Origin of the sequence: Pseudoalteromonas tetraodonis (assembly GCF_002310835.1) — a bacterium.
Lineage (GTDB): Bacteria > Pseudomonadota > Gammaproteobacteria > Enterobacterales > Alteromonadaceae > Pseudoalteromonas > Pseudoalteromonas tetraodonis.
In genome coordinates this window covers 173,229-187,884 of record NZ_CP011042.1, presented here as the reverse complement: position 1 = coordinate 187,884, position 14,656 = coordinate 173,229, and the positions used below count along the sequence as shown (strand labels likewise).

General features: G+C 40.7%; 11 protein-coding genes and 1 pseudogene. 9 read left to right on the top strand and 3 right to left on the bottom strand.

Annotated features, from left to right (window positions below; genetic code table 11):
• Window positions 1–50: 50 nt before the first annotated feature.
• Genes PTET_RS16615 through PTET_RS16600 form a run of 4 tightly spaced genes read left to right on the top strand, consistent with a single transcriptional unit; the run spans window position 51 to window position 5,859 of the window.
• Window positions 51–1,619 (top strand): NADH-quinone oxidoreductase subunit L, encoded by a 1,569-nt coding sequence (locus PTET_RS16615; protein ID WP_024602624.1) that lies wholly within the window; start codon window positions 51–53, stop codon window positions 1,617–1,619.
• Window positions 1,616–4,042, top strand: a complete 2,427-nt coding sequence (locus PTET_RS16610) for a YbcC family protein (protein WP_024602623.1) — start codon at window positions 1,616–1,618, stop codon at window positions 4,040–4,042. Before PTET_RS16615 ends, PTET_RS16610 begins: the two co-directional genes overlap by 4 nt.
• Before the next feature lie 3 nt (window positions 4,043–4,045).
• On the top strand, window positions 4,046–4,843 hold the full coding sequence (locus tag PTET_RS16605; RefSeq protein WP_024602622.1) for a DUF6671 family protein: 798 nt from the start codon (window positions 4,046–4,048) through the stop codon (window positions 4,841–4,843).
• An 8-nt stretch (window positions 4,844–4,851) separates the two neighbouring features.
• Window positions 4,852–5,859, top strand: coding sequence for an L-threonylcarbamoyladenylate synthase (locus PTET_RS16600; RefSeq protein WP_024602621.1), 1,008 nt, complete (start codon window positions 4,852–4,854; stop codon window positions 5,857–5,859).
• Between the two features lies 1 nt (window position 5,860).
• On the opposite strand, the gene PTET_RS16595 is transcribed toward PTET_RS16600, so the two are convergent.
• Complete coding sequence (locus tag PTET_RS16595; RefSeq protein WP_024602620.1) at window positions 5,861–8,116, bottom strand: bifunctional diguanylate cyclase/phosphodiesterase; 2,256 nt, start codon at window positions 8,114–8,116, stop codon at window positions 5,861–5,863.
• 429 nt (window positions 8,117–8,545) lie between these two features.
• On the opposite strand from PTET_RS16595, the gene PTET_RS16590 reads away from it, so the two are divergent.
• Window positions 8,546–9,031: a hypothetical protein gene (locus tag PTET_RS16590; RefSeq protein WP_013462913.1), complete on the top strand. Its 486-nt coding sequence runs from the start codon at window positions 8,546–8,548 to the stop codon at window positions 9,029–9,031.
• Between the two features lie 36 nt (window positions 9,032–9,067).
• On the opposite strand, the gene PTET_RS16585 is transcribed toward PTET_RS16590, so the two are convergent.
• Complete coding sequence (locus tag PTET_RS16585; RefSeq protein WP_096038991.1) at window positions 9,068–10,273, bottom strand: anhydro-N-acetylmuramic acid kinase; 1,206 nt, start codon at window positions 10,271–10,273, stop codon at window positions 9,068–9,070.
• Window positions 10,274–10,426: 153 nt separating this feature from the next.
• Here PTET_RS16585 and PTET_RS16580 point away from each other — a divergent pair.
• From PTET_RS16580 to PTET_RS16565, 4 genes and pseudogenes are all read left to right on the top strand, one after another.
• Window positions 10,427–10,735: pseudogene (locus tag PTET_RS16580) on the top strand (GNAT family N-acetyltransferase); the annotation flags it as partial.
• 275 nt (window positions 10,736–11,010) lie between these two features.
• The gene (locus tag PTET_RS16575) at window positions 11,011–11,187 is read left to right on the top strand and encodes a GNAT family N-acetyltransferase (RefSeq protein ID WP_083494676.1); all 177 of its coding nucleotides are present in this window, start codon (window positions 11,011–11,013) and stop codon (window positions 11,185–11,187) included.
• Window positions 11,188–11,359: 172 nt separating this feature from the next.
• Complete coding sequence (locus PTET_RS16570; RefSeq protein WP_013462909.1) at window positions 11,360–12,388, top strand: NADP-dependent oxidoreductase; 1,029 nt, start codon at window positions 11,360–11,362, stop codon at window positions 12,386–12,388.
• 45 nt (window positions 12,389–12,433) lie between these two features.
• Entirely contained in the window at window positions 12,434–13,051 is a 618-nt protein-coding gene (locus tag PTET_RS16565; RefSeq protein ID WP_036983685.1) for a glutathione S-transferase family protein, read from the top strand.
• Window positions 13,052–13,102: 51 nt separating this feature from the next.
• Here PTET_RS16565 and PTET_RS16560 read toward each other — a convergent pair whose 3' ends face one another.
• Complete coding sequence (locus PTET_RS16560; protein WP_033103016.1) at window positions 13,103–14,638, bottom strand: HD domain-containing phosphohydrolase; 1,536 nt, start codon at window positions 14,636–14,638, stop codon at window positions 13,103–13,105.
• Window positions 14,639–14,656 lie beyond the last annotated feature (18 nt).

The following is a 14,656-nucleotide window of genomic DNA, read 5'->3' as shown; positions in this document are numbered from 1 at the left end:
ATTTAGTTATCTAGTTTGTCATACTCCAATAACTAAATAAGGAGCACTGAATGAGCGAGTATATTATTTCGTTGTTATTACTAATGATGCCATTAAGCACATTTTTAGCGGCGTGGCTAATTGGCCGACAACCTTGTGCCTCAAATGGCAATGTACTGTTTAAAGTGATGCTATTTAATAGTGTTGCATTTATCAGTGCCGTTGCACTTTATCGTATTTATGCCTTTGATTTACTGAGTTTCTTATCGCTCTCAGTGACCCGCGCTATTATGCTAGGACTAATCCTGTTCATAACGCTAATATTAATTCGGTTTTGCAAACACTATATGCAAGGTGAGCCACGTGTAAACTATTTTTGGCGCTGGCTGCTATTAACCGTAACCGCAGTGCTGATTGTAGTTATGAGCAATCACTTAGCGCTATTTTGGCTAGGCTGGGTGTCAATTAGTTTAGCACTGCATAAACTATTAATGTTTTATCCTGAGCGCCCTCGTGCGGTACTCGCCGCTCATAAAAAGTTTATTGTGGCACGCGTAGCTGAATCCTTATTACTCGTCGCATTTATTATATTATCGGTTACTCACAATAGCCTATACATTAGCGATATCACTACTTTTTATCACACCACCACACTACCGCTATCTTTGGCTGAACAACTCGCGGCCTTTTTAATCGCTTTTGCAGCTTTAATCAAATGTGCTCAGTTGCCTATGCATGGCTGGCTAATCAAAGTGGTTGAGGTGCCTACACCCGTCAGTGCCTTATTGCATGCTGGGGTGATAAATTTAGGTGGCTTTTTATTAGTTTTATTTGCGCCTTTGTTTATTCAAGCTGCGGCTGCACAGTGGTTAATTTTAATTATTGCTGGTTTAACTACGGTGATCAGCGCTTTGATAATGACTACCCGAATAAGCGTTAAAGTAAGGCTTGCTTGGTCTACCAGTGCGCAAATGGGATTAATGCTCATAGAATGTGCGCTGGGATTATTTGAACTGGCTCTGCTTCACCTTGTTACTCATTCAACCTATAAAGCCTTTGCATTTTTAAACTCAGGCAACGGTGTAAACGAAGATCTGATTCGCCGCCACATTCCAAAACAATCACCCACGTGCTTTGCTTGGTTAACGGGGGCATTGGTGTCGATTACCCTAGTTGGCGCTGCATGGTTCATTAGCGGCTATCAAGGTGCTGTCAGTGTGTGGCTACTTTTAGCATCGGCTTTAACTATTTTACTGGCCAACCAACATGGCGCTTCTAACGTGCAAACTCGCAGTAAAAAGTTGTTAATTGCACTCTTAGTAGTTTTTAGCTATGTGGTTGCTAAAAATATATTTACTTTAGCACTAGAGCTTGAGCAGTGGCGCGAAGCTGCATTTAGCCTCGCCGATAGCTGGGTAATAGCCCTTATTTTAACGTTAATGATTGCCAGCTACTTTTTACGCTACCAGTCTTGGCGACCACAGGTTAAATCACTTTCCACCCTATTATTTGCAGGCTTGTATTTAGATGAGTGGTTTACGCGATTAACCCTAAAAATATGGCCGATAAATTTACCTAATAATGGCCACACCGATTTAAAAAATCATGCAGCTGGAATCACCGTTGAGGAATCAAAATGAGCAATCAAACGCATTCAAATCACACGGCATTATCGTTAAGTGACACTGAAAACAACATACTTAATAAAGTATGCGGTTACATAGCACCAAACTGGCCTTTAGATCAGATGATTGCCGTTAACCCATTTTGGGAAATGCGCCACCTGCCTATTGAAGATGTAAGCGCACGCATTGATACCTTATGTAATGCCAATATGCTCATGCCTAAAGACTTTTATCAGCACAAGTACGACAACGGCATAATTACTGATAACCACTTAGCTGATGCAGCCAAGTTACTTAACAGTGACTTTACGCATGAGCAACTCACAAAAACCCTTCACATTGATGTTCCCTTAGTGGATTGGCACAACATTGCAGATTTACTCGACCAGCAGCGCAATAAACATAAAATGGCTTGGCATGATGAAATTACCCATCAATTGAGCCAGTTTTGTGCCGCGCATTATCAGCAGCTTGGCCCTATGCTTCATGGTGATGACACATCATCACAATCACCTTTATATCGCCATTGGTTAACCGTTATTCAAGCGGATAAAGGCATTAGTATTGTAATGGATGAAAAGCATTTAAATGGCTACTTTAAACGACTGCCCACTTGCGCTGATGAACTGATTGCACTAACACTCTCAACCCTTAATATAGATAACGACTCGTTAGAGTTATATGCTCATTCGCTGCTTTTAGATATTAATGGTTGGGCATCGTGGTTAGCGTATTTGCGATTCCAAGGCCAACTTTACGCTAAACCCAAAGATGATATGAAACAGCTACTGGCCATGCGAATGGCATGGGACTTGGTTATTTGGCAGTATCTAGCAGATCATGATAGTGCTTCATTTAAACAACTACAAAGTCAGTGGCAGCAAGAAAAGTCACTCGTAATTGAGCGCCTGCATGCACACAAATTGGCACAAAAGCCATTATGGGTGTGGGCAAAAGCACTGGAGCTGAGCTATCAATACCCGCTTAATCATGCGCTGCAAAACGCCACTAAAACGCCAGTGAACAACGCTCAATTACAAGCTGTGTTTTGTATTGATGTACGCTCAGAGGTTATTCGCCGCGCGCTTGAATCGCAAAGTAAAAATATAGAAACCTTCGGCTTTGCCGGCTTTTTTGGCTTGCCACTAGAATATCAAGAAAATGGTAGTGCAATTACTCGTCCTCAACTACCCGGGCTACTCAAACCAGCCATACATGCCACACAAACACACAAAGACGCGGCGCTTGAAGCATCTCGTCAAAATAGTGCTACATGGCAAAGTTGGTCAAAATCAGCCCCCTCATCGTTTTCTATGGTTGAATCAGCAGGCTGGCTGTATGCATTTAAATTAATAAAAAATACCTTTTTATCTAAAGGTAAAGCTAAAAAGTGCGCAACCACCGACTGGCAATTAACACAAAACCAGCAAAAACTGACCCTAAAAGACAAAACCGACTTAGCTCAAAAAGTGCTTAACACCTTAGGAATAAAAGAGTTTGCGCCGCATGTTATGTTGGTAGGTCACGCCAGTCATACAACTAATAACTTGCACAGCGCTGGCCTAGAATGTGGAGCCTGTGGAGGGCAAAGTGGCGAAGTTAATGTACGCGTGCTGGCTAACTTACTAAACGATACCCAAGTGCGCCAAGCGCTTAAAGAGCGAGGGCTAACACTGGCACAGAGCACGCAATTTATTGCCGCTATTCATAACACAACCACGGATGTCATCACCGCTTACGATACCGAGCTTAATGACAATCTAAAAAAATGGCTAACCGTTGCCACGCAAACCGCTCAGCAAGAACGCTTAGTAAATATCGACCCGCAGTTAGTTAATAAAACCGCGGATGAAATTAACCATGCTTATCAACAGCGTGCCCGCGATTGGTCGCAAGTACGCCCAGAATGGGGGCTTGCTAATAACGCCGCCTTTATTGTTGCACCACGAGCCTGGACTCGCAGTGTTAACTTACAAGGACGCTGTTTTTTACATAATTATGAATGGGAAAACGATAACGAATTTGCGGTATTAGAACTGATCATGACCGCCCCCATGATAGTAACCCATTGGATCAATAGTCAATATAATGCCTCGGTTACCGACAACCATAAATACGGCAGTGGTAATAAAATACTTCACAACGCAGTCGGCGGTAATATTGGATTATTTGAAGGTAATGGCGGTGACCTTCGTATTGGCTTAGCCATGCAGTCACTGCACAATGGGGAAAAATGGATGCACGAACCAATTCGCCTTAATGTATATATTGCTGCGCCGCAATCGGCAATCGCGGCAATTTATAACAAACATGTCATGGTGAAGGAGCTGATTGATAACCATTGGCTCACTCTCATTCGCTGGGGCGATGATAATACCCTAGAGCAGTTCGAAAATGGACATTTCTCAACTATTTCAGCCTCTAATGAGCCAATATAAGCTATGCCAAAGATAGTCATTGCCACGAAACATAAAAAGGCGCCTTTAGTAGCTCCCGCTTTGGAGCCACTTGGTTTTGAGGTATTCACTACTGATTTATTTGATACCGATACACTTGGGATGTTTAGTCACGAAGTACAACGTCATTGTAGTGCCAACACAGCGGCACTGACAAAAGCTCAGCGCGCATGTGAACTCACAGGCGAGCAATTTGGGCTTGGCAGTGAAGGCAGTTTTGGGGGTGGGCCGTACCCGGGTTTAATGAACTGGGACGAAGAAGTTATTTGTTTTTATGATAAACACAATAACAATACTATTTATGGATATGCTGGCGGGCCATTTTCGCCGAGCAGCTTAAGCATTAGCAGTGAAACCAGTGCTGAATCAATCGCTACTGCATGTCAGCGCTATAAAAACCAACATTGGATACTTGACGACACCCAAACGCTTCATAAAGGGCTTAGTATAAAAGCGCTTATTGCTTTATATACAGAAAAAACGCCAAGCACAGGTACAATCGCGCCTGATCTAAGGGCCATGTATAGCCCGCAACGCCAAGTAATTATTAGCCGAGCTGCAGAAGATCTTGCAAGGCGAATATCATCAACATGCCCACAGTGCCAAAACCCTAACTTTGTTGCTAAACAAGTTACAAAAGGCTTGCCCTGTGAGCTATGTAATATGCCAACAGAACAAATGAAATCAACTACTTCAGTGTGTGATAGTTGCGGCTTTAGCCACATTGAAACAAATAAAAAACGCGTTGCTGATGCAACATATTGCCAGTTTTGTAATCCTTAAGAGTTATTATGACATCATTACAACCCACTCAATTATTGAATACTGAAGAGCGTATTAACCAAGCCGTGGCACTATTAAAAGCGGGCGAATGCGTTGCCTTACCCACAGAAACTGTGTACGGCCTTGCTGCCGATGCGAGCAATAGTGATGCTGTAGCAAAAATATTTGCCGCGAAAGGACGCCCAACAAACCACCCGTTAATTGTGCATATTCCTGAACTATCACATGTGCACCACTGGGCAAAAAATGTAAATAAGGCAGCGATTACACTTGCTGAAGCCTTTTGGCCAGGGCCGCTCACACTTATTTTAAATGCAAAAGATAATTTAAATAGCCCTGTAACAGGTGGATTGAATAGCATCGGTTTACGCGTACCAGCACATCCGCAATTTTTAGCCGTTTTAAAACAATTAAATACTGGACTTGCAGCTCCCTCAGCTAACCGCTACAAACAACTAAGCCCAATAAATTCAGCCCATGTTATGCGCGATTTAAATGGCCGAATTAGCGCGGTATTAGAGGGCGGGCAATGTGATGTGGGTATTGAGTCAACGATTGTTGATGCCACCACTGAGCAGCTTCGCATTTTACGCCCAGGGCCCGTATCCGCTGCTGATATTTTGCAAAAAACCGGACTAAATGTCACTACACCGCTTTCACACAATGAGGCAGTGCCTGGTAATGTAAAGGCGCATTATCAGCCCCATGCTCCTGCAATACTTGTTAATAGCGCAGATTTTCCAAGTGTTTTGAGTAACACTCCCCATTTGCAAACACATTATTTAATCTATTCAACCAAGGCAGAGCAACAGTTATTAGCTAATCACATTTCGCCTCAGTATATTACTAAGCTCAGTGCTTGCCCTGTTGAGTATGCTAAAAACATGTATAAAACGCTGCATCTTATTGATGAGACAACCCCGATGAATATTTATATCGAAAAGCCGCCAGTAGGCAGTGAGTGGGGTGCTGTGAATGACCGCCTTAGCCGTGCCACCACAGTATTTGCAGGATAAGTTAATTAACCGATAGGTATTCAATAACCGTTGCTGCTGCCACAGGTTTATAAAAGTAATACCCCTGAAAACGTTTACAGCCAATATTAACTAACATATCAAACTGTGCCTGCTCTTCCACGCCTTCAGCTATAACACTTAAGTTATGGCTGTTGGCAATGGCAATAATACTTTGCACCATACTATTTGATTTAGAGTCCACCAAAATATCATCAACAAAGCTCTTATCTATTTTCAGTTCATCTATCGGTAAGCGTCTCAAAAGACTCAGTGATGAATAGCCTGTGCCAAAATCATCCATTGAAAAGCGTATTCCACGTGACTTTAAGCTCTTAATCGTATCAATCACATGTTCAAGATTATCCATAAAGAGGGATTCTGTTATTTCTAAAATGATACTTTGCGCAGTAACATTGTGCGTCTCTAAACTGTGTAATAATGTAGGAATAAATACACTACTTTGAAATTGCATTACTGAAATGTTTATTGCCAATTCAAGAGGGGTATCGCTGTGTTGCTGCATTTTTGCAAACTCACCAATAGATCGCGCTAAAACAAAGTCACCAATTTTAAAAATTAAATCACTTTGCTCTGCAATAGCAATAAACTCAGCGGGTGATACCATACCAAGCTCACCATCTTTCCAACGAATGAGCGCCTCCATAGCATGGATTTTACCCTGTTCATTTACTTGGCACTGATACGCCATAGACAATGACTGCTCGTTTAACGCCATATTAAGCCGCTCTTCTACTTTTAAACGACGTAAGTAAGCTTGTTTAATATCAGCATGATAATGACACAGCCATTGGCCGGTATCTTTTGCCCACTGGTTAGCTAAATGCGCACTTCGTACGAGCTTACTCTTTGTTATACCATGCTCTGGATAACAGGCTATGCCCACACTTATATTAAGTAATCGTTCACTATTGTTGGTTTCATATTGCTGGATTGCTGACTCTAAAATATGCTCGAATGCACGTCTGTTTTGCTCATCAAAAGTGTGAGGTGCAATAATACAAAATTCATTCCCACTATTTCTAAATACTAAATAGGGTGATAAAAATGTTGTTTTTAAAAAGCCAGCAAAGGTTTTTATCGCTTTATCGCCAAACTCCATGCCAAAGCGATTATTCATAGAACGCAAGTTGGTAATGTTAATGATTGCTAAGCTAAACGATGTTTCTTTTTTTTCTTCAAAGCTATCTCGTAACGCTTTTCGATTTGGGAGTTTGGTCAAATCATCATGTCTTGAAAGATGGAATAGCTCATCAATACGCTTTTTTTCAGCACGTGCAATAAGCCTAAAACCAAAAAATAGCACCATACAAATAAACACATAAACTAGGACATACAAGCCAACTTTCCAATAATACAGATTTTTTATTGGTTGCATCGCCATTTGTGACAGAGTCCACAACTGATAACGGTTATCAAATTTTGCTGAGGTGATATACGGTTTGCCTTTTACCGTCGTTTCTATGCTAAACACTTCCTCGGAAGATTTAAGTGTTTGCTTTGTTTTACCTGTTTGCTCTATCAAAGCATTACCCGATAACCCCAATGCCTCTTTAGTCTGGGTTTTTATATAACTTGCTATATCTGCATCTCTAACCGAGCTGTATTGAATAAAGCCATCTATTTCTCTTGCTAGCATGATGTAATCATCACGATTACTTTGCAAAATATTTAAGTACTTAGTCCCTCTCGACACCGCCATACCTGCCGTCATAACCGCGATTACTGTGCCGCTCTTATCGCGTAATGCTTTTCTTATTGGGATCACCCACTCTTGTAAAGATTCATTAAAGTAAGTCTGTCCTAATACCATTTTGTCTGATACGAGGGTTTGCGCAAAGCTTTGGCGTGTATTTTTATTTTCTTTCAGGTTGATCATGGTTGAAGCGTTTAAGTTTGAGCTGTAATAAATAATCTCGCCTTGCGGATTAAACAGTCCAAAGCCTAATAACACGGGATTTTCGAGCAAAATATTATCAAGAAGTTTAATTGTCGACGTTTTTTCATGTAAATTATTATTAGAGAGAATATCTCTACCAATTAAATCTAGCATCAGCTCTTTATTTCTAAGGGTGCTTTTAAGTGCTTGCGCAGAAAATTCCACACGATTTTGGGAGCTCGTGCGGTAATCTTTTTTGATGTTTTTCCACTCGTAAACCAAAAGCACGCTTAATAAAATTAAGCCACCCAACAGCAAAAAACAGAAGAGTTTCCATAAATTATTTTTTATTAGTGCCATCTAATTCTCACAACCCCGCCACAACCTGTTTGGTAGTGTGTTATGTATTTGGGCTCTTAAAAGCACTTTATGGCTAGCTTGGTTTTTTTTCAAGCAATTTTATTGCAAAATTAAGAAAATACACACAAATAAACACCTTTAATTAACAATAAAGGCAACATTAATTAACAACCAGCAAGCTCGATAAAAGCATTATTGTTATTGCTAAGCTAAGGCCTCGTTGTGTCCTTGCATTTAATAAACGATATTATTAAGCGACTATTGTAGTTTATTTATTAAATATAATATTGATTTAAAACAATAGCTTTAGTTGTAAAATGTAATTTAAACCAGCTCATGTATGAAGTCGTTTTGTTTAGTCATAATTTTGCAATAATGATCGGTAATAATAGCTGCATTATTAATCAAAAATAGCATTTGAAGCCCCTCATGAGCGAATCTATAGTGCAACTTACCTTTGCACTTCCGTCATTTGAAGATCCTATGTCTGCGGCAATGAGTCACAGCATGGAATTTGAAACGCTATCGCAGGATGCTAACAGTCAGCATCAAATCACACTGCAATGCGTTTTACCTGAGGCTGCTCATGAAAGTGATATTATTTCACTCAGCGCAACTGAGCCAAATGCACGAGCGGCTCAATACTACACAGAAAAAACACTCAACCTATCTGATCTAGAACAAGGGCGAGTCAACCTAACTTTGAGTCAAATAGCACATAGTCATGATTTTGTGATGCAAATGATTTTGCATGGTAAGCACGGCACGTTAAAAAATAGTTTGCAGTTTGATATGCATATTAACCAATTTGGTAGTGGTTATACTGCACCTGCAACTTATATAGCGCCGCCTAGGCCGCATCGGGTACGTCAGTATTTCGCTAATATGGGAACAGCTTTACTTTCGCTTTTTTAGTTATTGGCGCACAATTTTCCACTGGTTTTTTATTACTCAATCAGCAAAGCTCACTTTACCCATAGTTATGTCTAAAATCCCTTGGTTGTTATTATTTAAGCCTTGACGTTGCCCTGCCAAACATTCATTTGCCAAAATAGCAAACAGCACGGCCTCTTTGGCATCAGGATTTACGCCTAAATTCTCGGTGTTTTTAAACGCCTTAATGTTTGGGCAGTGCATCAGTAATTGCTCCATTAATAATGGATTATGAATACCTCCACCACTGGCATATACTACACACTCTTGAGTATGTTGAGCACAGTCATTTAACGCCTTGGCAATCGTAGTGGCAGAAAGGGCATTTAAAGTCGCTAAAACATCTTCGTGGTTTAGTCTTTGTGTCGTTGAATGCATTTGTGCCGCCCGTAAATAAGCTAAATTAAACACCTCAGGTCCGGTTGTTTTAGGCAGTGGTAATTTAAAAAACGCGTTATCGGTAAGCGCAGCAAGAAGCTTTGTATTCACTTTACCAGCTTTGGCAAGTTTAGCTCCCTCATCATAATGCAGCCCTTTAAAATAATGCTGTACATAAGCATCCATAATAGTATTGCCAGGGCCAATGTCAGAGCTAAAGACCGCTCCAGTATCGCCGTTTTTAGGTAAAAATGTTAAATTAGCAATGCCCCCCATGTTGAGTAAAATACGATTTTCATTTGGGCTGGCAAAAAACAAATAATCTCCATACACAGCTAATGGTGCGCCTTCACCACCAGCAGCAATATGCTTTTGCCTAAAGTCACCTATCGTGGTAATGCCTGTAGTAAACGCTATTTGATCGCTGTCGCCAATTTGTAGCGTGCCATTTTTAAAATCGTGGTGGTTATGTTGGGATTGCGGGCAGTGATAAATAGTTTGCCCGTGACTGGCTATTACATCAATATCGGCTGGATTTACTTGCCACAGTGCTAAACACTGATTAACCATAACACCATGGAGTTTACCTACCCACGGATGTAACAAAGTCAGCACTTCTAAATCGCATTCGCGCTTAGCAAACACCTGTTTTATTTTAGTTTTATACTCGTCGTTGTACTCAACCGTGGTGAATTTTAATACCTCTATTTGGGTATGCAAACCCGCTCCGGTTACTTTACATAGCGCCACATCTAAACCATCTAAAGAGGTGCCACTCATTAGGCCAATAATTAAACGACTAGGCTTTTTAGCGCTATTATAAAGGGCGGCAATGTGTGGGTGCATAGTGACTCTGTGTAGGTACTTTTTATCATATTTTAAAAGAGTTTAAAGCAAAGTTATAGCTGTATACACTTTAATTTTAAAAAGATAGTTTCATTGTTTAAACGCCTAAAGCTTGCTAGGTTATTGGTTGATAATAATAAACTTATTTACCATATGATGATTTTACGTGAGTTCAAGCAACACGATACCTTACAAATCGTAACCATTTTGAACAATCAACAAGTAGCACGCTATTTATCCTCTAAAATTCCATTTCCGTATACGCAGGCAGATGCGAATTGGTGGATAAACGAGGGAGCAAAATGTGGCATCATTAAAGCCATTGAAGTTGATGGCCTGTGTGTTGGTTGTATTGGTGTTATTCCTGGTGAATTTGAGTATAGCCGCAGTGGCGAAATTGGCTATTGGCTTAGTCAGCAATATTGGGGGCAAGGTATTATCACCCAAGCCATTGGGTTGATTATTAGGGTCTGTTGACCTTTCAAGGTTAAATTTGCAACAGTCTGTTTGGTATTTAGGCAAGGCAGAGCCTATGAGGTGTGGTTATTCCCCATAAATAGGCGATAACGCAGCATTAATGCTAAACAGGCGCTGCCCTTCGGGTTCTGCCTAGGGGCTATTTACTCTTTGTTGCTCGGTTTTGACTTAGCCCACTAGGTTACAAACCTCGCGCCGCGATTAAACCGCCCCTAGTTTGAACAAATTGTAATCCGCAAAGGTCAACAGACCCTAAAGAAGTGTTTAAAAGTACTAATTTAAACCGTATTCATGCAGCTGTATTTGCTGGTAATGCGGGCTCAATAAAGGCGCTGCTTAAAAGTGGCTTTAATACCGAGGCTATTTTAAAACAAGCAATTTATAAAAATGGTCACTATTTTGATAGCCATATATTTAGCATGCTAAAAACAGAGTAATTATTCTAATTAAATGTTTGCAAAGGTTGAATTAACCCCCTCTCGCCCAAAGCTCGTGTATCAAGGTACAAATTTTATCTGCCTATCCGCGCATTATTGTTGAGCCGTGTATTGTTTTAAAGCTTAAACATTCGGTAATAGGTGGTTTTTTCACTTTATTTTGGAGATTTTTATGTCTACAACTAGCCGTCAATTTACTTTAGCCTCGCGCCCACATGGCGCCCCTACCAATGACAACTTTGAATTTAAAAGCAAAGAGCTTCCATCGTTAAAAGAGGGCGAAGTACTGTTGCGTACAATTTACTTATCATTAGACCCCTACATGCGTGGCCGTATGAGCGATGCTAAATCGTATGCCGACCCTGTCGAAATTGGTGATGTAATGGTTGGTGCAACGGTGTGCCAAGTAGAAACATCTAAAAACGATAAATTTAGCGAAGGCGAATGGGTATTAGCGTACACAGGTTGGCAAACTTACGCCATCTCAAATGGCGAAGGCTTAATGTCATTAGGTAAAGAACCAACAAACCCTTCATACGCATTGGGTATTATGGGTATGCCTGGCTTTACCGCCTACATGGGTTTACTCGATATTGGCGCCCCTAAAGCAGGTGAAACCGTGGTCGTTGCAGCAGCAACGGGACCTGTTGGTGCAACGGTTGGCCAAATTGCTAAAATTAAAGGCTGTAAAGTGGTTGGAGTTGCCGGTGGCAGCGAAAAATGTGCTCATGCCGTTGAAAAGCTAGGCTTTGATGCCTGTATTGATCACAAAGCCGATGACTTTGCCGAGCAATTAGAAAAAGCATGTGACCAAGGTATTGATGTTTATTATGAAAATGTGGGCGGAAAAGTGTTTGACGCCGTATTACCTTTGCTTAATACCTCAGCGCGCGTGCCTATCTGTGGTTTGGTATCGCAATATAATGCGACCAGCTTGCCTGAGGGCCCAGACCGCATGGGCATGCTAATGGGGCAATTACTAACTAAGCGCATCAAAATGCAAGGCTTTATTATTTTTGATGATTATGGCCACCGCTATGACGAATTTGCACAAGACATGCAAAAATGGCTACAAGACGGAAAAATTCAATACCGCGAACATCTGGTAGAAGGCATTGAAAACACCATCAGTGCATTTAACGACATGATCAGTGGGAAGAACTTTGGTAAAACCGTAGTAAAGATTAACAGCCCACTATAATATTCAAGCTGTGTTGTAATTCAACACAGCTCAATAAGGAAGAAAATGATTAAACTACACCATTTAAATAAATCTCGCTCTAAACGTATTATTTGGTTACTAGAAGAGCTTGAGGTCGATTACGAAATTGTTGCTTACCAACGTAACACTGAGACTTTTTTAGCCCCTGATGAGCTTAAAAATGTGCATCCGCTGGGTAAATCGCCAGTTATAGAAGATGATGGCTTAGTGATTGCCGAGTCTGGCGCTATCACAGATTACCTGATCACTAAATATGGCAAAGGTAAATTTGCCCCAAAAGCAGGCACCCCTGATTACGTTGACTACCAGCAATGGCTACATTTTGCAGAAAGTTCAGCAATTTTACCGCTTTTACTCAAAATGTTTGTGCAAAAAGATGGTGCTAAAACCCAGTTTTTAGAGGGCTATGCTGATGCAGAAACCGCTAAAGTGATTAGCTATTTTAACAGCCGTCTTGAAGGCAAGCGTTATTTAGTGGGCGAGACCCTAACCGGTGCCGATTTTATGATGTCGTTTATTGTTGAAATCGTTAAAAATGCAGGCCAGTTAGAGCACTTTAAAAACCTGCTTAAATACGATGAGCAATTACAATCTCATGAAAAATTTCATACCGCTAACGAGTTAGAAGCCAAGTACGACTAACTTAACTTTCGCTTTGATTGTGGTTTCACAGTCAAAGCGATACCTGCCTTGCTATTCAGGCCTATCCAGGTAGATTTGTTTAAAATCATTAAAATGTGCTTCAAAAAGTGCAACTAAGTTTGGATCAAAATGATTACCTGCACCTTTAATTATTTCCGCTTTTGCGTCATCCATACTCCAAGGCTCTTTATAACAACGGCGACAACATAACGCATCAAACACATCAGCAATCGCAGTAATTCGTCCCTCTAAACTGATTTCTTGCTGTTTTTTTGCGTGCGGATAACCGGCTCCATCCCAACGCTCGTGATGATCAATCGCAATGTTTGCAGCCATATCAATAACAGGATTAGCTGTCCCTTTGAGAATTTCCCAGCCCTTAGTGGTATGCTGTTTCATAATTTCCCACTCGTCAGCATCTAATTTTGCCGGCTTGTTTAAAATGAGATCTGGTACACCTACCTTTCCTACATCATGTAATTGCGCAGCTAGGCTAATTTTATCGCAGTACGCTTGATTTTGATTATGCAGCTGCGCGAGTAATTTTGCATATAAGCCAACCCTAATTACGTGAGATCCCGTTTCCTTGGAGCGCGACTCCATGGCACCTCCCATCAGTGAAATAGCCAGCTGCTGGGTTTCTTCAATTGAATTAGCTAATAATAAACTTTCAAATGTGAGAACAACATTGCCCAAAAACAAGTCAACAAGCTGTTGCGCTTCTTTTTTAACCGGTTGCAATGATTGAAATGCGAGTATTGAATCTAGACCTTTTTGTGAATGATGAAAATAAACATAATGATCTTCTGCAATAAAATTCTGCTTGGTTTGTTTCGCCCTTAAAAAGTACTCTTGATGCTTTTTCGGAATACTATCAATACCACTTCCCGTGAACAGATGTATACCTGAGACTTCCCCTTCAATCATTTGCAACTTTTCATCTAACTGACAAATACCAAATACTTTAGGCGCATCAATATATAAATTGGCCGAGCTCATATTCAGTACAAGTTTTAACTCTTCCATGACAACAGAGGTAAACTCTACCAAGTCACCAATTTGGGTAATGGTAGAGATAGCTTTTATTAGTCTTTTTAAATTATAGCGGTGAGTTTGTAGCATACAAATATCACGGTAGGCTCGTAAAGAGGTATAAAAAATCAATTCAAGATCTTGGCTTTGCAGTTGGCTCTTCGCTTTATAGCCATCAATATCATAATCGCGAATAACACTGCGCTCAGGCGCAACCCCAGGCTGACCTGTTCGCAAAATAATTCGACTATAACCATTTTGTAAGTCTTGGCGAATAAATCGCGCAAGATCTAATCCTGCATGTTCTGTTTCCATTACGACATCTAGTAAAATTAATGCGTAACGTTCTGAGCTTTGTAGTTTCTCTTTCGCCTCAGATGCACTGTAAACACTGTGTAGTTCAACAGGGCGTTGCTCAAATTCAAAGCGCTTCATTGCAAGTTGAGTTACCTGATGCACAGAGTCATCGTCATCAACAATTAAGATTTTCCATGGCTTAGCATTGCTGTTAGCAACCGCTTTATCTGACACTACATCATCTTGTAACCACTCCATAAACACACCCTGCTATTA

Coding starts and splice junctions, on each gene's coding strand:
- PTET_RS16565 (WP_036983685.1), top strand. CDS start 12,434: ATGATTAAACTACACCATTTAAATAAATCTCGCTCTAAACGTATTATT.
- PTET_RS16605 (WP_024602622.1), top strand. CDS start 4,046: ATGCCAAAGATAGTCATTGCCACGAAACATAAAAAGGCGCCTTTAGTA.
- PTET_RS16585 (WP_096038991.1), bottom strand. CDS start 10,273: ATGCACCCACACATTGCCGCCCTTTATAATAGCGCTAAAAAGCCTAGT.
- PTET_RS16570 (WP_013462909.1), top strand. CDS start 11,360: ATGTCTACAACTAGCCGTCAATTTACTTTAGCCTCGCGCCCACATGGC.
- PTET_RS16610 (WP_024602623.1), top strand. CDS start 1,616: ATGAGCAATCAAACGCATTCAAATCACACGGCATTATCGTTAAGTGAC.
- PTET_RS16595 (WP_024602620.1), bottom strand. CDS start 8,116: ATGGCACTAATAAAAAATAATTTATGGAAACTCTTCTGTTTTTTGCTG.
- PTET_RS16600 (WP_024602621.1), top strand. CDS start 4,852: ATGACATCATTACAACCCACTCAATTATTGAATACTGAAGAGCGTATT.
- PTET_RS16615 (WP_024602624.1), top strand. CDS start 51: ATGAGCGAGTATATTATTTCGTTGTTATTACTAATGATGCCATTAAGC.
- PTET_RS16560 (WP_033103016.1), bottom strand. CDS start 14,638: ATGGAGTGGTTACAAGATGATGTAGTGTCAGATAAAGCGGTTGCTAAC.
- PTET_RS16590 (WP_013462913.1), top strand. CDS start 8,546: ATGAGCGAATCTATAGTGCAACTTACCTTTGCACTTCCGTCATTTGAA.